At 50.7% G+C, this 19,431-nt stretch carries 20 protein-coding genes; 16 read left to right on the forward strand and 4 right to left on the reverse strand.

All coding sequences use genetic code 11. The features are described from left to right. Positions 1-4: 4 nt before the first annotated feature. The 3 genes from PJDR2_RS13940 to PJDR2_RS13950 all read left to right on the forward strand — a co-directional run bounded on the left by PJDR2_RS13940 (position 5) and on the right by PJDR2_RS13950 (position 2,612). The gene (locus PJDR2_RS13940; RefSeq protein WP_015844344.1) at positions 5-622 is read left to right on the forward strand and encodes a PadR family transcriptional regulator; all 618 of its coding nucleotides are present in this window, start codon (positions 5-7) and stop codon (positions 620-622) included. 298 nt (positions 623-920) lie between these two features. Next, complete coding sequence (locus PJDR2_RS13945) at positions 921-1,994, forward strand: glucosaminidase domain-containing protein (RefSeq protein WP_015844345.1); 1,074 nt, start codon at positions 921-923, stop codon at positions 1,992-1,994. Positions 1,995-2,078: 84 nt separating this feature from the next. After that, positions 2,079-2,612 (forward strand): LysM peptidoglycan-binding domain-containing protein, encoded by a 534-nt coding sequence (locus PJDR2_RS13950; protein WP_015844346.1) that lies wholly within the window; start codon positions 2,079-2,081, stop codon positions 2,610-2,612. A 60-nt stretch (positions 2,613-2,672) separates the two neighbouring features. Here the strand turns inward: PJDR2_RS13950 and PJDR2_RS13955 are convergent, their stop codons facing one another. Beyond that, positions 2,673-3,821, reverse strand: a complete 1,149-nt coding sequence (locus PJDR2_RS13955; protein ID WP_015844347.1) for a hypothetical protein — start codon at positions 3,819-3,821, stop codon at positions 2,673-2,675. Positions 3,822-3,930: 109 nt separating this feature from the next. On the opposite strand from PJDR2_RS13955, the gene PJDR2_RS13960 reads away from it, so the two are divergent. Both PJDR2_RS13960 and PJDR2_RS13965 read left to right on the forward strand, forming a co-directional pair. Then, positions 3,931-4,911 (forward strand): VanW family protein, encoded by a 981-nt coding sequence (locus PJDR2_RS13960; RefSeq protein ID WP_015844348.1) that lies wholly within the window; start codon positions 3,931-3,933, stop codon positions 4,909-4,911. Beyond that, positions 4,908-6,158: a TolB family protein gene (locus PJDR2_RS13965; RefSeq protein ID WP_015844349.1), complete on the forward strand. Its 1,251-nt coding sequence runs from the start codon at positions 4,908-4,910 to the stop codon at positions 6,156-6,158. Before PJDR2_RS13960 ends, PJDR2_RS13965 begins: the two co-directional genes overlap by 4 nt. A gap of 69 nt (positions 6,159-6,227) precedes the next feature. Here the strand turns inward: PJDR2_RS13965 and PJDR2_RS33180 are convergent, their stop codons facing one another. Continuing rightward, entirely contained in the window at positions 6,228-6,374 is a 147-nt protein-coding gene (locus PJDR2_RS33180; RefSeq protein WP_015844350.1) for a hypothetical protein, read from the reverse strand. Positions 6,375-6,587: 213 nt separating this feature from the next. Here PJDR2_RS33180 and PJDR2_RS13970 point away from each other — a divergent pair, with 213 nt between their 5' ends. Then, a complete protein-coding gene (locus tag PJDR2_RS13970; protein WP_015844351.1) occupies positions 6,588-6,914 on the forward strand; it encodes an L-rhamnose mutarotase in 327 nt (108 codons plus the stop codon). A 165-nt stretch (positions 6,915-7,079) separates the two neighbouring features. Next, positions 7,080-7,385, forward strand: coding sequence for a DivIVA domain-containing protein (locus tag PJDR2_RS13975; protein ID WP_015844352.1), 306 nt, complete (start codon positions 7,080-7,082; stop codon positions 7,383-7,385). Between the two features lie 76 nt (positions 7,386-7,461). Here PJDR2_RS13975 and PJDR2_RS13980 read toward each other — a convergent pair whose 3' ends face one another. Continuing rightward, positions 7,462-8,895 (reverse strand): DEAD/DEAH box helicase, encoded by a 1,434-nt coding sequence (locus tag PJDR2_RS13980; protein WP_015844353.1) that lies wholly within the window; start codon positions 8,893-8,895, stop codon positions 7,462-7,464. Positions 8,896-9,020: 125 nt separating this feature from the next. Between PJDR2_RS13980 and PJDR2_RS13985 the strand changes: the two genes are divergently transcribed. From PJDR2_RS13985 to PJDR2_RS14010, 6 genes are all read left to right on the forward strand, one after another. Continuing rightward, entirely contained in the window at positions 9,021-10,592 is a 1,572-nt protein-coding gene (locus PJDR2_RS13985; RefSeq protein WP_015844354.1) for an ABC-F family ATP-binding cassette domain-containing protein, read from the forward strand. A 203-nt stretch (positions 10,593-10,795) separates the two neighbouring features. Then, on the forward strand, positions 10,796-11,950 hold the full coding sequence (locus PJDR2_RS13990) for a serine hydrolase domain-containing protein (protein WP_015844355.1): 1,155 nt from the start codon (positions 10,796-10,798) through the stop codon (positions 11,948-11,950). 30 nt (positions 11,951-11,980) lie between these two features. Then, positions 11,981-13,168, forward strand: coding sequence for a serine hydrolase domain-containing protein (locus PJDR2_RS13995; RefSeq protein ID WP_015844356.1), 1,188 nt, complete (start codon positions 11,981-11,983; stop codon positions 13,166-13,168). Then, positions 13,165-13,974, forward strand: coding sequence for an ABC transporter permease (locus tag PJDR2_RS14000; protein WP_015844357.1), 810 nt, complete (start codon positions 13,165-13,167; stop codon positions 13,972-13,974). The genes PJDR2_RS13995 and PJDR2_RS14000 overlap by 4 nt, the downstream gene beginning before the upstream one ends. Further along, entirely contained in the window at positions 13,971-14,747 is a 777-nt protein-coding gene (locus tag PJDR2_RS14005; protein WP_015844358.1) for an ABC transporter permease, read from the forward strand. The genes PJDR2_RS14000 and PJDR2_RS14005 overlap by 4 nt, the downstream gene beginning before the upstream one ends. A gap of 30 nt (positions 14,748-14,777) precedes the next feature. Beyond that, positions 14,778-15,779 (forward strand): ABC transporter ATP-binding protein, encoded by a 1,002-nt coding sequence (locus PJDR2_RS14010; protein ID WP_015844359.1) that lies wholly within the window; start codon positions 14,778-14,780, stop codon positions 15,777-15,779. A gap of 36 nt (positions 15,780-15,815) precedes the next feature. On the opposite strand, the gene PJDR2_RS33185 is transcribed toward PJDR2_RS14010, so the two are convergent. Next, positions 15,816-15,953: a hypothetical protein gene (locus PJDR2_RS33185; RefSeq protein ID WP_015844360.1), complete on the reverse strand. Its 138-nt coding sequence runs from the start codon at positions 15,951-15,953 to the stop codon at positions 15,816-15,818. Positions 15,954-16,108: 155 nt separating this feature from the next. Here PJDR2_RS33185 and PJDR2_RS14015 point away from each other — a divergent pair, with 155 nt between their 5' ends. The 3 genes from PJDR2_RS14015 to PJDR2_RS14025 all read left to right on the forward strand — a co-directional run bounded on the left by PJDR2_RS14015 (position 16,109) and on the right by PJDR2_RS14025 (position 19,413). Next, on the forward strand, positions 16,109-16,876 hold the full coding sequence (locus tag PJDR2_RS14015; protein WP_015844361.1) for a MerR family transcriptional regulator: 768 nt from the start codon (positions 16,109-16,111) through the stop codon (positions 16,874-16,876). A 246-nt stretch (positions 16,877-17,122) separates the two neighbouring features. Continuing rightward, on the forward strand, positions 17,123-18,220 hold the full coding sequence (locus tag PJDR2_RS14020) for an acyl-CoA dehydrogenase family protein (protein ID WP_015844362.1): 1,098 nt from the start codon (positions 17,123-17,125) through the stop codon (positions 18,218-18,220). A gap of 14 nt (positions 18,221-18,234) precedes the next feature. After that, a complete protein-coding gene (locus PJDR2_RS14025; protein ID WP_015844363.1) occupies positions 18,235-19,413 on the forward strand; it encodes an acetyl-CoA C-acetyltransferase in 1,179 nt (392 codons plus the stop codon). The last annotated feature ends 18 nt before the right edge of the window (positions 19,414-19,431 follow it).

Here is a 19,431-nt window from a genome sequence, read left to right on the forward strand (position 1 = left end):
GACCATGTCAATGAAGCTGTTAATATTGGGGCTTCTAATGGAACGGGACAGACATCCTTACGATATAAGACAAACGATTAAGCAACGGAATTGGAATGAATCGTTTCGGCTTCGTGACGGTTCCTTGTATTACGCGGTAGACCAGCTGCGGGATCACGCACTGATTGAAACGGCGGAGATTGTAGCGGTTCCGGGCGATAACCGGCCCGACAAGACGATTTACCGGATTACGGAGTCAGGCAAAGAAGCATTCCATAAACTGCTTTATGAACAGCTCAGCCAGGTTTCTTATCCGCAGCATCCCGTTTTCCTCGCGTTGGCTTTCATTCGTCACGGCGATCAGGGGCAGACCGAGCAGCTGCTGCAGAAGCAGCTGGCCGCATGCGAAGAGCGTATTAAACGCATGGAAGCGGTACTGGATTTAAAAGGGACCTTTCTTCCGACCGGCTCCCGAATGATGATTAACGGAATCAAGAAATTCGGAGAGGCGGAGAAGGAGTGGCTGCTGGAACTGCTGGAGCTGGTAAGGAGCGGCAGCCTTTTTCAAGGGCCAAGCTGGACGCCTGAGCAGATCGAGCAGTTTCTCAAGTCCCATCCCGGACCTCAAATGCCGGAAAAATAATACAAATAAAGCTAGAGAACCGCACCAGGGTGCGGTTCTTTTGTTTTTATTTTACTAATTTTCGCGGATAGGGTCAGATAGGAGCAACTTTTTCGTGCGTTTTTCGGTCAAAGCGATTCGAACGGACGGCATCTGCTCAAAATCCGCTTTTTCAGCCAAAGTTTGGCATGAAGCTCCGACAAAGAAACAAGTGAGCCGCGCAGGATATTTGACACGTTTTTCAAATCCTCCTATGTACAATCTAACCTATACCACAGCAGGTATGTCTGATTTACAAAAACGAGGAAGAGGTGTAACGATGCGTACAAAAATCAATTCAAAAGTGCTCGTATATTTACTTTGTATAGCTTTGTTCATGACCTTGAGCACGCGTTTTTTACCTTCAAATAAAGTGTCTGCTGAAGTAACGCATGATTTATCGACTGCTCATTTATCCATCGCTGACGGCAATATCGTGGTAAGTGACGCTTTACAGCTGTTTACGCCGCAGCTGCCGGAAGCCGCTGAAATAAAGTCTGTAGAGAGGCAAGAAGCAGCGCTGCCGGAACCAGAGCCAAGTATAATCCCCGAAATACATAGCGCAGCCGCGCAACCCTCTGTGCAAGAACCGCCCATTCTTACATACGCAGTAACCGCGTTTTACCTCAACGTCCGCGAGAAGCCGGATGCAAACTCCAATATTATTCAAGTGCTTAAGCAAGGGGACACCATCGAGGTGGACCACGCAACGGATAACGGATGGCTGGCTCTGAAGGATCAAGGCTTTGTCCATGGACGTTACGCCCAGCAGATTGAAGGAAAAGCGGCTTCTGTTTCCGAAAAGGCTCCTGCGGTAGAAGTTTTGGCGAAAGCGAATTCAACTGCGGAAGCAGCGCCGCCGCTTAACGATACGTTAGAGATCAAGCCCGTTAAAATATTATCATTGTCTTCCGACCCTGAGAAGCCAACATCCGTTGTGGAATCGGACTCGGGACTCACGGAAGAGCATATTGCGAAGCTGTTTGAGAAAACGGCTCTTGCGGATCACGGCTTAGAGCAGGCCGTTCTCGAAATCGAAGAGGAATACGGCATTAACGCATACTTTACGATTGCCGTCATGAAGCTGGAAAGCGGTAACGGCAAGAGTACGCTGGCCAAGAAGAAAAACAATCTGTTTGGCCTTAATGCATTAGATAGCGACAAATATAACAAAGCATTTGCCTTCGAAACGAAAGGTGACAGCGTCCGCAAGTTTGGCCAGCTGCTGGCAAAAAATTATATCGATAAAGGCTACACGACGATTGACAAAGTAGCGAGTAAGTACTGTCCGGCCAATCCGAAGTGGGCAGGTCTGGTTATGAATATTATGAAACGCGATTATAAGAAGCTCTAACATAACTTAACGGGCAACAGGAACCTTTTGGCCCAGGATTCAATAAGTTATATAGTCAAATGACTATATGACGGAGGTATCAAGATGGATAATCGTGGTTTTGTTCCTTTTGGCGGCGGCGGCTTTGGCGGCGGATTTCGTCCACCATTCCGGCCTTTCCCGCATCCTTTCTTTCCAGGTCGTTTCCTGTTCCCGTTCTTCTTCTTTTCGCCGTTCTTCTTCCCTTTCTTCCGGGAGGACGACCGCAATTACTACTACGCTCATCACCAAGCGCAGGCAGGAGATACGATGGAGCAAATCGCCCATGCGTACAACATTCCAAACACGCTGCTAGAGGAAGCCAACCTGCATATTGCGAATCCAAAATCCCTCAAGCATGGCGAGACTGTTGTCATTCCGCGAATCTCCAATATGTATTGCCACAAAACATACATGGATCTTCCGGCAACGCAATCGCTTCAACAAAGTAATACCCAGCCTAACGTGCAGCCAAACATGGTGAGCCCCAGCATGACAAGTCCGAATATGGCAAACCCAAACATGGCAAACCCAAACATGGTAAGCCCAAATATGGCAAATCCTCATATCCACGGGACATCCGTTAATGGCCCATTCTAAGCTAGACATAATAACGTCCGCTCCTTCTTCATAAAGAAGGAAGCGGACGTTATTTGTTTTTCAAGAAAGAATTAATTCTTTCATTTCCCACGGGCTGATCGGACTCGTACGCACGAACCGGGATTGGAATCGTACCAGCCGTTTGCCCCGTGTTGCGTGTAGTGTCTCGGCCTCCATTTGCACCTCGGATAGCCAAGATTCCTCCTGGGGTAGTTCACGGCCGTCCTTCCGCCGTATAGAACGCCAATCCTGCTGCTGCGAAAGCAGCGCCTCCAACTGCTCTTTGGGAAGCCCTTCCGTTAGAAGGCGGGTCATCTCGGGTTCTTCATGGTGAATGGCTTCAATCAAAGCTTGACCAAGAAGAAATGGGGAAGAGCCTGCAAAATAATTTCGAATCTTTCCCGCAGCCTTGTAAACCATTAGTTGATGAGGCAAATCCGGGTTTTCGGATTTATGGGTAGAGCTGTTCAGGAAATGCACGCAAAAATGCCCCGAAAAGCCATTCTCCGGTATTCCGTCTCCGCCGTGCGGCATCCCGTTCATGGAAGCCGCAATTTGCCTGCCGTCCTTTTCCGCGATAATCGCCTTTCTGTCCCAAGTCCAGCCTTTGTTGTAGATCTGCTTCATAATTTCGGTATCCGCCTTGGTCACGGGTTGAACATCCGCATGATCATGTCCGGCTCTGCGTTGCACGCGGAACGATAACCCGGTCTCCATATCCTTGATTACAAAATAGGCTTTCCTGGAAAAAAGCTTCTCCGCATCCTGCCAATCCAGTAATTGTCCATAATGCTGAGCACGCAATGCTTCGGCAGACTGCTGCAGCTTTGCGACTGCTTTATCCGGGAGAACGAGCATTTTTGACTGCGCTTCATCCCATACGCGGCCGCTGACATCTACGCGAAAAGACGGAGCAGCGTTTCCTTCCGGGGAAATATACAAATCGGAAAACCGCGGGATTTCATCGGATGCTTGCCACCTCGGAGAATTAATGGCGTTAACGATATCCGGGTCTTTTATCTTGTCACGGTCCTCGAATATGGCGGTAGGACTTGATTTGACGGTTAACTGCAGAACGGATTGACCGTTCATTTCTTCTTTCATCACAGCAGACCTTGCATGGAGATTGTTTTCCGGCAGCCAAGCAAGGATGAGCGCAAGCACGATCATTCTGCAAGCCTTAATACGCTTAAATCGCTGAAAAAGCATATTTTCCTCCTGTTACTAAATAATTGAAGCTTCGGCGAACCATACTATCCCTTGTCCATTATTATTCTCGGCTGAATTAGTGCTTATGTGACGATAGGAGAAGTGAAGAATGGGATTTAACGGAATCTGGATAGCTGGACTAGCTATCTTGCTGCAGCAGCCTGTACAACCCGTACAGCCCGAGCGGCCTTATATCGTACCTGAACACCTGACTATTGAGTTCCGCGGACAACCGCTTGCCCAGATCAAGCGGGGGGATTACGATCTTCCGGGAACGTCCTTTTTGGATATCGGGAAGTTCGATAACCTGCAGACCAAGCTGGAGAAAAAGATCAATATGCCCCCCGTTAACGCTTATATCGGAGATAGGGGGACGATCGTTCCGGAACAGTCGGGATATCAACTGGATCGCGATCAATTTGCCACGCAATTTTACAGCTATTTCTTTAATAACAAGCCTTCGACCATTGAGGTGCCCTTAACTCACGTGCACGCGAGGGTGGACAGCGAATTGCTAGCCAGTATTAAGGAAAAAGCGATCGGTAACTATGTCACTTATTACAACAGCAACAATAAGAACCGCTCCCATAACATTTCCTTAGCCGCAAAAGCGATTTCCAATACGGTCGTTTTTCCCGGGGAGACGTTTTCGTTTAACCGTACCGTGGGGCCAAGAACGCCGGAGAAAGGATATTTGAGTGCGCCGATAATCGTCCGCGGGGAGCTGTCCGAGGGAGTGGGCGGCGGCATTTGCCAAGTATCTTCCACTTTGTTTAATGCCATTGACAGCGCGGGTCTCAAAATCATCCAGCGATACTCGCATAGCCGGCATGTGCCTTACGTGATGCCTGGGAGGGATGCTACGGTAAGCTGGGACGGACCGGACTTCGTATTCAAGAATCAATACAATCAACCGGTTCTGATCCGTGCTTTCGCCGGAAGCGGGCGTGTCTTTGTTTCCGTTTACTCCTCAGAGCTAATTGAGTACAAACACCGCCATATCCCAAGCATGTCGAGAAAGCTGCCCGAGGAAGTTGCTTTCAAAGCCCATCATCATGATGTTAACGAAGGGAAGGGGTTGCTTCCGTGATCAAAAAATTAACGGCTTTAATGATTGCCGCGGTTGTCGGCTCGTCCTTGTTGGCTGTGACAAGCGCAGCGGCGGAAGGGGAACGGGAAGCACTGCAGGCTGCTTTTATCCGGACCGATAACTTATGGCTGGCCATCGATGAGGTTCAGAAGCCGCTGACGAAGGAAGAATATATTCGAAGCCCCCAATGGTCAAATGACGGAAGATGGATGACCTTCCTCCGGGATGAGAACAGGCCGGAAGTGTGGAGCTATGAAGCTGCAACCGGCGGCATTAGAAGGCTTGGGGAAGGTGCAAATGCCAAATGGGCTCCAAACGACAATCGATTAGCCATCCTGTCGGGAAGAACGCTGAGCGTCATGTCGGCCGACAGGCCAAGCGACCATTCGCAGGACAATATTATGGACAATGCAGGGGAGTTCTCGTGGCTGCCGGACGGCAGCGGACTGCTTGTATCTACTGCGGCGGAGCTGCGGCCGGAAGGAGGCTGGGCTCCAATTGAGCTGTATGTATTAAAGCCTAACGGTACGACTGGGGTCTGGTCAAAGCAGCTGTTTTACCGGTTGCCTGCCCAATCGGATGATTTTTTCGCGATTCAGACAAGTCCGTTCAAATGGTCGCCGGACGGAAGATGGATTGCGTTTATTGCAAAGCCGACAGCTTCCTTGTCTTCCGATGCCAACACATTGATCCTGCTCTCTTCGGATGGGCAGAGCTTTGTGAAAGCCGGTCAGATGCTACGCTATGCTGACTGGTTCCAATGGGCGCCGTCAAGCGGCCAGCTAGCCTTCATCGAAGGTACGGGCAGGGAAGCTACGTCAAACAAAAAGCTGACTATCCTTGAAGACATCTCTTCGCTGAAGAAACGCGTGCTGACGCCTCAAGGCTATGCCGACAACGACTTTACTTGGGACCGCGATGAAGCGGTTATCGTGTCCCGAAGGAAAGAAGCGGCCTGGTCGGGGGACGAAGAGGACAGATCATTGCCTCTGCTGGCCAAAGTTAATCTTCGAACAGGGCAGAGCAAAAATGTGACGAGAGCCATCGAAGGCTATGGCGATTACGCGCCAACAATCATGAACAACGGGATGATTGCTTTTGTACAGTCCGGTCAAGGCTCCGCGGAGGTTAAGCTGATCAAACCGGGTGCAAGAAGGTCCTTATCCTGGATCACAAAGTTGACCGTTGCCGAGGATTATTACGGCAGGGCGAATTGGAGCGACATGATTGGTTATTTGAACAATTGAACGAAGGAGCTCCAATGACGGAGCTCCTTCGTTTCATTGCTTCAACCAATTTCAGGCTTAACGTAACAGCTAGCCCGTCGAGGGACCGTTCGGAACATGGCCTTTCTGGTTGCGGTTCCGGTCGGTTGACCCCGCCACATTATTTTCAGCTTCTAACGAGTTGAACTGCAGTGCATGCATTTTACCTTGGAAAGAGCGTCGTTTATTATGCGACATGTTTGTTATTCCTCCCTGCGATAGAATGGCGCCTACATCCTGTGGCGAAATTAGATTGCCCGCAGACCGCTTATAATATCGCGCGAAAAATCTTCTCTTTACACCATGACATGGATAGCCTATATTGAACCTGTCAGCATTATTGAAAACGTCTTCATAAGGAAAGACATGTTTGACGTTCAGCAATGAAGGAAAGAGAAGGAGAGGTAGCAAATGGAGAACAGCAATAAATTCGCTTGGACCTGGAAAATCAAAGAGGAAATGCTTGAGGAATACGTAGCCATGCATCTGGCCCCATGGCCTGAAATTATGGAAGAGCATTCGCGCGCAGGGATCCGTAATTATTCGATCTTTCAAAATGGCAACCAGTTTTTCTATTGCTTCGAATGCGATGATGTAGAAAAGGCGTTCAGCATGATCGCCGAGAGCGAGCCATGCAACCGTTGGAATGCCATTACCTCGCAAATGGTGGAGGGCTCATTCGACTTCCGCGAAGCCGAGCCGATTCGTCCGCTAAGAGAAGTCTTTTACCTGAAATAACCCTTAATAATAAGTTGAATTTATCCAGGGCTGCTTGACGCGATTTCGCGTTAAGCGGTCCTTTTTTGTTAACTGGAAGAGAGCGGCTTTGCAGAAAGTCGAAAATCGTCGTATTATATAGACTAAGCGTCATTTTTATCGAGTTTTGAGAGGAGCATTTATACCATGAGCGAGTTGAGTCAATACGGTATCCAATTAACAGCACAAATCATACATGCTAAGCAATTTGAGAAGAAGATGAGAGGCTACAGCCAAGAGCAGGTGGATGAGTTCCTCGACGAGATTATCAAGGACTACAGCCGCATGCAGGAGCTGATCGTGAAGTTTGAAGCTGACCTGGCGAACATACATAAGGAACTGATGAAGGACAAGGAAGCCTTCGATTACTTCATGATCAAACGCCGTCTGGAAGACCTGGAGCAGCGCGTATTCGGGGAAAAAAGAGAAACGCTTCGCCCGCGCGTATTCTAATCGTTGCATGTTAAAAAGCCGCTTGGCTCTATTGTCGGATAGAGCGGAAGCGGCTTTTCGTCTTTAAAGGAAAAATTTATTTATTTCCTCTGCGTACCTTTAATTGCTTGCCTTTTATCGTCGTATTCTTCATCAGCTCAAGCACCAGCGATCCTTTGCCGTTCAGAATCTCAACATCGGTCACATGGTCGAGTATGGTAATGATCCCAATATCGTCAGCCGTTACCCCTTCAAGCTTCGCGATGGTTCCGACGAAGTCTACCGCCCTGAATTTCTTTTTCTTCCCGCCGTTGAAGTTAAGCTTCATAATCTGCTTGTTCAATTGCTCGCGTCGGTCCTTCTTCAGCTCAACCCCAACATTAATTTTGCGTTCGAATTCTTCAAGGCGATTGTTAACGGCTTCTTCAGATGGAGCTTGTACTCTCGGAATCGAGAAACCAATATAGTCTTCAATCTCCGCGAGTCGCTTGCCGTCATTTGGCGCGAGGAAAGTAATCGCCTTCCCGTTCTTGCCAGCCCGCCCTGTACGCCCCGTCCGGTGCACATAGCTTTCCTTCTCCAGCGGGATATCGTAGTTAATGACATGGGTGATATTCGTAATGTCGATGCCTCTTGCCGCAACATCCGTCGCAATGAGATAGCGGAATTGGCCTCTTCTGAACGCGTTCATTACTTCGAAGCGTTCCTCCTGCTCCAAACCGCCGTGGATGCGGTCGCACGGATAGTCGAGTTCGGCCATCGACCGGAACAGCTTATCGACATTCTCTTGCGTCCGGCAGAAAATAATGCAGCTGTCCGGATTCTCCACAACAAGAACGTCCTGCAGCAAGGCCAGCTTATCCGCTTCCTTTACTTCAATAAGGGAATGTTCGATGGTTGCCGTCGTTAATCCGCTTGCCTGGATCTCGATTTGCGCGGGGCTGTCCATATATCGTCTCGACAGCTTGGCGACATCCTCGGGGAAGGTGGCGGAAAACAGCATCGTTACCCGGCCCTTCGGTAAAGCTTGAATAATCGATTGGACTTGTTCAATAAAACCCATATTCAGCATTTCATCGGCTTCGTCAATGACCAGATAAGCCAGCTTGTCCAGCGCAAGCGTGCCGCGCTCAATATGATCAAGCACACGTCCCGGCGTACCGACAACCATATGCGTCCTTTGCTTGAGCTCAGCCCTTTGAATATGAAAAGGGGATTTCCCGTAAAGGGCCGTCGCTTTGATTCGTTTAAACCGGCCGATATTGGTAATGTCCTCCGTGACCTGAACCGCTAACTCGCGGGTTGGCGTCAAGATTAAAGCTTGCGGCTTATTCTCGTTCCATTCCACAAGCTCGCAGAGCGGAATGCCGTAAGCGGCTGTTTTGCCGCTGCCGGTTTGCGATTTGACGACCAAATCCCTTTTCTCAAGCGCAATGGGGATAACTTTCGCTTGCACTTCCGTTGGAGTGTCAAAGCCCAAGCTGCTCAGGGCTGTCGTAATTTCCTTGCTTAATTCCTTAAATACCGTCATCTCTAACCTCTTCTGCATGATATTCGCCGTACTATGCCGTACATTTTAGGCCTATACTTGTTCATTATACCCGGAATCTTACTTGATAGTGTTATAATCGTTAGAAGAATGAAAGGATGATAGCGATGAGCGTAATTAGACTAGAGAACGTGACGAAAAAATATGAAGACGCTATGATCTTTCGCGATATTTATTTTCGCCTGAGTCAAGGGGAGCGCGTTGGCCTGATTGGCCGGAATGGTGCCGGTAAGTCGACGGTATTCAGGCTTATTATGGGCAAGGAAGAGCCAACGTCAGGCAAAGTAGAAATTGATCCTCAAGTGAAGATCGGCTATTTCTCGCAGTTCTCCGAACTAAGCGGCAGCTTATCCGTTCAACAGGAGCTGGAGATGTGCTTCGAGCAAGTTGCCCTCATTGAAAGAGAGCTTCAGGAAGTTGCGGAGAAGCTGGGATCGGTGACGGACGACGGAGAGATGGACAAGCTGCTGTCGAGACAGGCGGAATTGTTCGAGCAGATGGAGCATTTGGACGGCTGGAATGTGTCCGTCGAGATTAACACCGTGCTTACGAAGCTGGGGTTCAATGATAATTCGCGCAATCAGCCGGTCGACGAGTTGTCCGGAGGCTGGAGAAACCGTGCGGCACTAGCCAAGATGCTCATTCAGACGCCGGATGTTGTTTTGCTCGACGAACCTACGAACTATCTGGATATGGAGGGGATTGCTTGGCTGGAACATTGGCTGTTCCGGTTCAAAGGGGCCATGATTCTGGTTTCCCATGACAGGGAATTCATCGACAAAGTCGTTACGAAAACGATTGAGATCGAGAACTATCATTTTCAGGAATACGACGGCAATTATACCGATTACGTCCGCAAGAAGAAAATGCGCAAGAAGGAGCTGGACCGCCAGTTCGAGTGGGAAGAGGAGCTTCTCCTGATGGAGGCTGAAGCCATAGATAGCCGAAGCAGCAAAAAGACCTCGAAAGACCGTCTTTCTCGTAAACTAGCGGACAATAAGAAACGGATTGAGCCGCATCCCGTTAATGTGCTGATCACCGATATATACGAGAAGCTTCGTTTTCCGGACAAATTATGCGAAGTGAAGCAGATCAGCCAAACCTATGACGGCAGGCAGATTTTCGAGAATATCAGCTTTGATATTCAAAAGGAAGACCGCCTTGTGATCGTTGGCCCTAACGGGAGCGGGAAATCCACTCTCATCAAAGTGTTGACGGGGCAGGAGAAGCAGGAGTCCGGCGAAGTCGTCTGGGAGAGAGGGGTAAGCTATGCTTATTTCAACCGGATGTGGGAGGAGCTTGATCCGAAGGACACGGTCAGCCACGCGGTGAATACGTATGGTCTTGGACTGGACGCTCCGAGGAAAAAGGTCAATAAGTTCCTGTCTATGCTGCAATTCTCGGAAAGTGATCTGAGCAAATTTATCGGCAACCTGTCGGGCGGGCAGAAGGCCCGCGTTGCGCTGGCCAAATGCCTTCTCTCCGGTGCGGCCGTCATCATATTGGACGAACCAACGAATCACCTTGATTTGACGAGTATTCAGGTGATGGAGCAGGCGTTGATTCATTTCCCGGGAGCGGTTATTACCGTCAGTCATGACCGGTTCTTTATCGATAAAATCGGAACGAAGATGCTGACCTTCGATCCGGAGTCCGGAGTAATCGAACAGCATTTATAGAAAAAGGCAAATGCAGGACACGGCACGAAAGTGCTTATGTCCTGCATTTTTCGTTTCACGGAGTAAGTGCAAGGGTTTAAACAAACCGCAAAATATATTTTGTTTATACACGAAAAAGGCATAGACATACGAACATCCGTGCCCTTAGAATAGGAATATATTTTTATTTCCATGATTCTCCAATTCAGGGAGGGGCAATTCAAATGCAGGACATGATTCACATTCATGAAGGCTGGACCAACGCCAGTCCGGAGGAAGTCGGCTTCGACAGAGAACATCTCCGCCGTCTCGACGATCATTATGCTTCCATTATCGGGAACGGTACGATTCAGGCCGCCAGCTACATCATCGCGAGAAAAGGTAAGGTATTCGCGCAGCGCTCGCTAGGGAAGCTGCGACATGAAGATGGCAGCGCGGATCTCCTGCCCGATTCCATTCGGAAGATCTATTCGATAACGAAAGTATTTACGGCAGTTGCCATCCATCAGTTAGTTGACCGGGGGAAAATCTTCCTGACGGAACCCGTCAGCCGGATCCTGCCCGAGTTCGATAACGATAAGCACCGCAGCATTACGATTTTTCAGCTGCTTACCCATACATCCGGCCTTCAGGGAGATCCTGGCTTCTACCTGGAGCCTTACGGTCTTCCGTGGTATGAATGGATGGCGAATGAAGCGAAGAAAGCCTATCCGCATATCAATTGGCTGCAGGTTGTAATCTCCGGTCCGATGCAGCGCATGCCGGGCAAGGAATGGATCTATTGTTCAAGCGGATATGCCGTTTTGGGCGAGATTATCGCCAAGGTATCCGGCAAGTCCTACGAACAGTACATACAAGATGAGATTCTGGCTCCGCTCGGCTTAACGAATACCTTCTTCAAAGTACCCGAGGAGCAACGTGACGCAGTCTGCTGCACGAATGATTGGGAGAAAAGAGATATCTACGAGCCGCGCGAGCGGACGGCGGACATGCCAAACGTGGCAGGCAACGGTCTTTATTCGACGCTTGAGGACCTGTGGAAATTCGGGCAGATGATGCTGGACGGCGGAACCGGGAACGGCAGCCGCGTGTTGTCCAAACGTTCCGTTGAGCTTCAAACGGTCAATCATCTGCATGGCTTAACGAGCAGGGGATGGGGGAATCTTCACGCGGATTTCAAATACGGATTAGGCTGGTCGGTGGATCATTTTGATCTGGCCAGCAAAGGAACCTTCTCGCATGAAGGCTACGGTCATTGCGGCTTGTATGTGGATCCTGTAGAGGAATTGGTATTTGCATTCCTGGTTCCAAGCCATAAAGGCTTCACGAATGAATCGGTTGTTACCCCGCGGGCTATCGTCTGGTCGGGATTGGAATAATAATTAGCCTTTTAAAATGGAGGGATGCCCATGTCAACATCGGGTGTATTCACGGCAGTACAACCGCAGGAGACCGGATTTGATCCGGATGCGCGGATTCGGTTGGAGGAGCATTTCAAGTTGCTTATCGAACAAAACCAGATTCAAAGCGCCGCTTATCTCCTCTCCTCAAATGGCAAGGTATTTGCAAAAGCTGCTTTTGGACAACTCAAATATACGGATCCCGAATCGTTCTATAAGGACGATACGATCCGCAAGATCGCATCGGTAACCAAGCTGTTCACCACAACGGCAATCTTTCAGCTGGTCGAGCAAGGCAAGCTGTTTCTCAGACAGTCGGTCTCGGAGTGGATCGAGGAATTCAAAAACGCTACGTACGAGAAGATTCAAATCTGGCATCTGCTAACCCATACTTCAGGCCTTCAAGCCGATCCCGGCTACTTCCAGGAGCCTTATCCGAGAGGCTGGTGGGATATGCTGTTCGCCTTCGAGCCGGAGACGGAAGGGCCGGATGCCGTCACGGATCCGGCGGAGCTTGATAAGCAACGCCGCAGCACATGGATTCGTTCTCTCTTGTCCGGCCAACCGTTATCGGCGCCAGGCGTAGAATGGAGCTACTCGTCAGCCGGATTTAATGTCCTGGGCGAGATTGTATCCCGCGCAAGCGGAATTCCGTTTGAGCAGTATGTGATGGAGAATATCGTTAAGCCGCTTGGCATGAACCGTACGTTCTTCGAAATTCCGGAGGAGCTGCATGATGAGGTGTGCTGGATTAACGAGCATGAGGAGAACCGGGATACGAAGAAGCATGACCGCAAGTACAGTCCCCAAAGAGCCGGAGGCGGCATGAATTCCACCTTGGATGACTTGTACCGCTTTGGTCAGATGCTGCTTAACTACGGCACGCTTGACGGTGTCAAAATCTTATCCCGCAAATCGGTTGAGAAGATGAGCACGAACGTGCTGAACAGCGGGATCGAGGGCTTTTGCTGGGGCGGGCGAATCAAGAGCTTTACTTACGGATTAGGAGCCAACCTTACCGCGCATGACGACTTGCTGCCTGTCGGCTCCTACGGCCATGAAGGGGCGGGACGCTGCAAGCTGCTAGTTGATCCTCAGCATCAATCGGTTGTCGTATTCTTTGTGCCTTCCAACCTGGACTGGTGTCCGGAGTCGATTAACGGTACGCAAAACATTATCGGCTCCGGCTGGCTGTGAAGCGGCTGACCGCCGTCATTTCAGCGATCGGCTTCGCTACCTACAAGGAGTGGGCGGCGTTCCGGTCGCATATGGCGGCTTCTCTGCTTGTTGGGCCCGTTATGTTCCTGGTTCAGGTGTTTATCTGGAAGGCCGTTTACCAAGGGCATGAGACGTTAAACGGGCTGACCTATCAACAGATGCTTACCTATTACGGCGTCGCCAGCCTTATTCATTACATCTCGTTTGACTTCGCGGACTGGAACCTGCAGATGCTGGTGCGCAGCGGCAAGTTTGTAACCTTCGCTCTAAGGCCGCTTCCGCATTGGCTGTTTGCGTTTGCCCAGAAGATCGGCCACCGATCGCTTGCGCTTTGGGTTGAAGTTTTGCCCGTTCTACTGCTCTTTATCTTTGTCTTTGGCGTAAATCTGCAGCCAGCGGCTCCGGGCTGGGCGCTCTTATCGATTGCCCTCAGTTTCCTTATGAACTTTATGGTCAATTATTGCGTTGGACTAACCGCCTTCTGGCTGATCCGGGCAGAAGGAATCCGGCGGGTGTTCCTGCTGCTGAAGGATATTTGCGCCGGGGTGTTTATCCCGCTGTCCTTCTTCCCGGATGTGCTGCAGAAGATATTATTTTTCCTTCCTTTTCAATTCATTACCTATTTGCCGACCAGAGTATACGGAGGGGAATACGAGCTTGCCGGCATTCATCTGTCGCTGGCACAGGCGGTAGGCCTGCAAGCCGTCGCCGTTACGGTGACTGCGTTAACGATGGCCGCTTTGTACAACGCCGCCATGCGGAGATTTACGGGGGTGGGTGTATGAGGGAGACCTTGTTCGGCGCGGTGCTGAGAACTAAATTTGCGGAGCAGATGGCGTATCGCAGCCATTTCTTCATCAGCATTGTGATGCTCGTTATCGGCGATCTGGTCGTTCCGCTCGTTACTTTGCTTGTGTACAAATCCGGCGCTTCGTTTCCCGGTTGGACTATGCATGAGGCGCTGCTAATTCAAGCTGTGTTTGCTTTGTCCAAGGGAATCGCCTTTCCGTTCTTCTTCGGCATGGTAGGCACAACGCTAGGCCATGTCCGCGAAGGAACGTTTGACCTGCTGCTGCTCCGGCCAAGGCCCGTTATGCTAATGGCCATGATCACGGGATTTGACCCGGATGATTTCGGCAGATTGTTCAGCGGTACGGTTCTGTTTATTTACGCCTTAAAAGGGATGGAGATGCCCGGCGGATGGGCGTGGCTGCAGTTCGGACTGCTGTTTCTGGCGTCGGTCACAATGTTATGCGCGGTATCTCTGTTCTTATCCGGCATGTTGTTCCGCTGGGTCGGAAGCAGCCGGGTCTTTGATATTTTTGATGCTTTTACAAGCTTTGGCATGTATCCGGGAACCATCTTCTCGAAATCGCTGCAAAACGTATTAACTTATGTTCTTCCCGTAGGTCTGATCGCTTTTGTTCCTGCCGAGGCGCTGCTTGGCCGGACCAGCTGGGGAGGGTTATGGGCGTTGCTGCCGGCTGCCGGCTTCCTGCTGCTTGGGATATTGTATTGGAACCGGATGCTGAAAGGTTATACAAGTGCCGGCGGCTAGAGGCGAAAGACGAAGGGGAGAAGTGTTAGCATGATCGAAGTGAGAAATCTGACGAAAACGTATATGACCCATGAACGCGGCCATACGCTCCGCGAAGTGACGCGTAATTTGATCAAACGGCCGATGAAGGAAATCAAGGCCGTTCATGATTTGACTTTTACCGTCCAGCAAGGGGAAATGCTGGCTTTCCTTGGTCCCAACGGAGCCGGGAAGTCAACGACGCTCAAGATCCTGACGGGCGTCCTTCATCCGACCTCGGGTGAAGTTAAGGCGTTGGGGCTTGTTCCGTGGAAGCAGAGAAGACAGTATGTCGGCCGTATCGGCGCCGTTTTTGGACAGAAGTCGCAGCTGCTCTGGGATATTCCTCCCGTCGATGCCTTTTATATGAACAAAGCGATTTACGGCGTTCCGGAGCGGCAGTACCAGTCAACGTTAAATGAGCTCACCGAGCTGCTTGATGTTGGCGACATCATCAGAAAGCCCACCCGCCAGCTCTCGTTAGGCGAGCGAATGAAATGCGAGTTTATTATGGCGATGCTGCATCGGCCGGAAATCGTGTTTCTCGACGAGCCCACGATTGGGCTGGATATGATTGCGAAGGAGAATATCCGTCATTTTATCCGAAGCATGAACCGACAAGGAGTAACATTCATATTAACGACGCATGACCTGGAGGATGTCGAGATGCTCGCGGAGCGGGTTATTGTTATTAACCATGGCGAGATTGTGGTGGATGATTCGCTTGGCGTATTAAGAAGCAGGCTAGGGGAGAAGAAGTCGGTCCGTCTGATGACGGAAACCGTTGTTCCGGATATTCGTATCCAGGGGATAACGGTTACGGAACGGAAAGGTCCTTTAGAGCTTGAGCTGGAGATTGATACGAGCGTATTGTCTTTGAAGCGTTTTATCCGGGAATTCAACGAGGTTTATGGCATTGTGGACATGGCGATTGAGGCTATTCCGATAGAATCGATTATGAAGGAACTTTATATGGCGGAAGCAGCCGTGGAGTCGGCCGCGACTAAGTCATGAGCAGGAAGGGCTGCCGTTACCGGCAGTCCTTTTTCATTATTTGCAAGTATTGTTGCTGCTGTTCTTCTTCGGAACCGATCCGGAATTGTCGGCAAGCTTATCGCCGAATTGGTCAAGGCGCGAAGGGCTTGCCGCCGGTCCGTCATTGTCGGGCTTATTGTTGCGTCCTGTCATATACTCTCACCTCCAACCCTTCTAGATTGAACGGGCTTTGGCTAATTCATGCATTGTATAATGGAGGAAATAAAATGCTAAGAAAAAAAGAAAACTGCCGTTGACTTTGACGTTGCGTCAAGGTGTAGAGTGAGGTTGTCGGGAGGTGAGCAGAAATGGAATATACCGTACAGAAGCTGGGACAGCTCGCGGGTGTAAGCACAAGAACCTTGCGGTATTACGATGAACTTGGATTGTTAAAGCCGGCAAGAGTCCGTAAATCCGGGTACCGGATTTACGGGCAGGCGGAGGTGGATCTGCTGCAGCAGATTTTATTTTTCCGGGAGCTTGGCTTGGGCCTTGAGCAAATCAGGCAAATCATTCAAGATCCGGCTTTCGATAAGTCGAATGCGCTGAAGGAGCACCGCGAGCAGCTTCTCGACAGAAGGCGGCAGCTGGATGTCCTTATCCGGAATGTCGAGCAATCTATTGAGCACGCGGAAGGGAGAATAAATATGTCTGACAAACAAAAATTCGAAGGCTTCAAGCAGAAGCTGATTGATGAGAATGAGAAGAAATACGGCATGGAGATCCGGGAGAAATACGGCGACGATTCCGTTAACGCGTCCAACGCGAAGCTGAGCAATATGACGCAGGAGCAGTACGATGAAGTAACCAGCCTAGGGGAAGAGATCAAAGCAACCTTGGCTGAAGCATTCAAAACCGGTGATCCCGCGGGCGAGCTGGCTCGGAAAACGGCAGAGCTGCACAAACGCTGGCTGATGTTTTATTGGAAGGAGTACTCGAAGGAGGCTCATGCCGGTTTGTCCCAAATGTATGTGGATGATGAACGGTTCACCGCTTACTACGATACCGATCAGCCCGGAGTAGCCGCTTTCTTGAGGGATGCCATTCATATCTATACGGGAGTGAAGCAACCGTAGCCGTTGAACACTAACTTTGTGCACCGCAGCCTTATAGGCAGCGGTCAAAACGTTGAACACTAACTTTGTGCACCGCAGCCTTATAGGCAGCGGTCAAAACGTCGAACACTAACTTTGTGCACCGCAGCCTTATAGGCTGTGGTTTTTTATTGCGCACGGCATGTTAGCGTTAGGCTCCTTCATATATTGATATTGGCGCGGAATCCGTCGAATAGGTTGTCCTTTTTGCAGAAAGGGGGAGGGGGAGTGCGGTTTCAGCTGGAAGAGGAATATGAGCTGACACGTGTTGCGGTGAGGGATTTTGCAGAAAGCGAGCTTGCCCCGGGGGCAGTTGACAGAGATGAGCTTGAGCGGTTTGACCGCAGCTTGTTCGACAACATGGCGGCGATGGGCTTAACGGGGATTCCGATTGCCGAGGAGTGGGGCGGAGCGGGCAGCGATGTACTCGTCTACACGATCGTCTTGGAAGAACTGGCAAGGGTATGTGCTTCAACCTCGGCTGTGCTTGAGGCTCATACAGCAGCGGCATGGGTGCTTGCCAAGCATGGAAGCGATAACTTGCGCGAGACAAAGTTAATGCCGTTAACTACAGGGAATAGGCTTGGAACCATTGTTTATTCGCATCCAACTTTAAGGGGAAAAAGGCTGGGCAAAGACATCTATAAACTTGACGGATCTCTTTCGTCCGTCGAACTGGCTGGCATAGCGGATGATTATGTAGGGCTGATTAAGCACCAGACCGGAGGGCTCTCGATAGGTGTTGTTTCAGGCGACAGCCCCGGCATTGCCTGTGAGCCCTCGGAAAGTAAGCTGGGTTTGAGGGGAATGCCAAACGCGGAGCTTCGTTTTCAATCCGTTAATTGCTCTTTGTTTAATGCAGTTAAAGAAAATTCGGGAGCAGGCGCAAGAGATATATTTAATGGTATTAATGTTATGCGGGATATTGGCGCGGCTGCTCAAGCTACGGGAATTGCTCAGGGGGCATTGGATGCCGCGTTAGCCTATGCGAAGGAACGGACGCAATTCGGCAAACCTATCGGACGCCAGCAAGGCATTGCGTTTAAGCTGGCGGATATGGCGGCAAATGTGGAGGCATCAAGGTGGCTTGTCTACGATGCTGCCTGGTCAATAGATAAAGGTTTGTCAGGCAGCGCGAAGGCGGCTATGGCAAAGCTTTACGGAATAAAACACGCGGTAGCGACGGCCATTGAGGCGGTACAGGTTTTTGGCGGATACGGTTATATGCGCGAATACCGCGTTGAACGTTATTTGCGGGATGCCAAAACGCTGGAAGCCTCCTTGGACCATTCGTATTCGGCTATTTTAAGCCTGGAGGCGGAATAGGAGGAACTGACGACATGTCAAATCGTCAGTCGGTTATCGTTGCGGGAGCAAGAACAGCATTTGGCAAGTTTGGCGGCCAGTTCAAATCCGTACCAGCCGTTCAGCTAGGAGCTTCTGCGATTGATGGCGCCATTCAAAGATCCGGCATTTCACCCGGTCAGGTGGATGGCGTCATTATGGGCATGGTGCTTCAGGCGGGAGCCGGCCAGATTCCGTCCAGGCAAGCGGCAAGGCTGGCGGGTCTAAGCTGGGAAATACCGTCGGAGACGATAAACAAGGTTTGCGCATCAGGCATGCGTGCCATCACGATGGCCGATCAAATGATTCGTTCCGGCGATGCCGAGATCGTTGTTGCAGGCGGCATGGAAAGCATGAGCCGCACCCCATACGCCGTTCCAGCGGCGAGATGGGGCGCTAGAATGGGCAATGCGGCACTTGTTGATCTAATGAATCATGACGGTTTATTTTGCGCGTTCCATCAGGTGCCGATGGGCTCGCTTGGCAACCGTGTGGCAGACGAGTTCAATATCGGACGTCAAGAGCAGGACGATTGGGCCCTTCGAAGCCACTTGCGCGCGGTAGCTGCACAACAGAGCGGCCGCTTTGCCGAGGAGATCGTTCCCGTCATTCTGGATGACGGTACGCAGCATCATGTTGACGAGTGTCCTCGTCCGGATACGGATGCGGCAAAGCTTGCCAAATTAAAGCCTGCTTTCGACCGGACCGGGACGATTACGGCCGGCAATGCTCCCGGCGTGAATGACGGCGCCGCTGCGGTGACGGTCATGTCTACGGTAGAAGCCGCTCGTCTTGGTGTCAAGCCGCTTGCGACCATACTTGGCCATGCTTCGGCAGGCGCGGAAGCTGCGTATTTGGCAACCGTCCCGGCGCTTGCGATCCGTAAGCTTCTGAAGCAGACGGGAGTACCGCTTGAGAAGATTGATCTTTTTGAAGTGAACGAAGCTTTCGCTTCGGTTGTGCTGATCAGCGGACAAATGCTTGGCTGGGATCACGAAAAAGTAAACGTCAACGGCGGAGCGATCGCGCTGGGGCATCCGATTGGAGCGAGCGGCGCCCGCATTGTGTTGACGCTGATTCATGAACTGAAGCGTCGGGGCGGCGGGTTAGGGATTGCCGCGATTTGCAGCGGCGGAGCGCAAGGCGACGCGATTTTGCTTGAGGTTAATGCTTGAATGGATGCTTGAACGAGA

This window comes from Paenibacillus sp. JDR-2 (assembly GCF_000023585.1).
In the GTDB taxonomy this organism is placed as follows: Bacteria; Bacillota; Bacilli; order Paenibacillales; family Paenibacillaceae; genus Pristimantibacillus.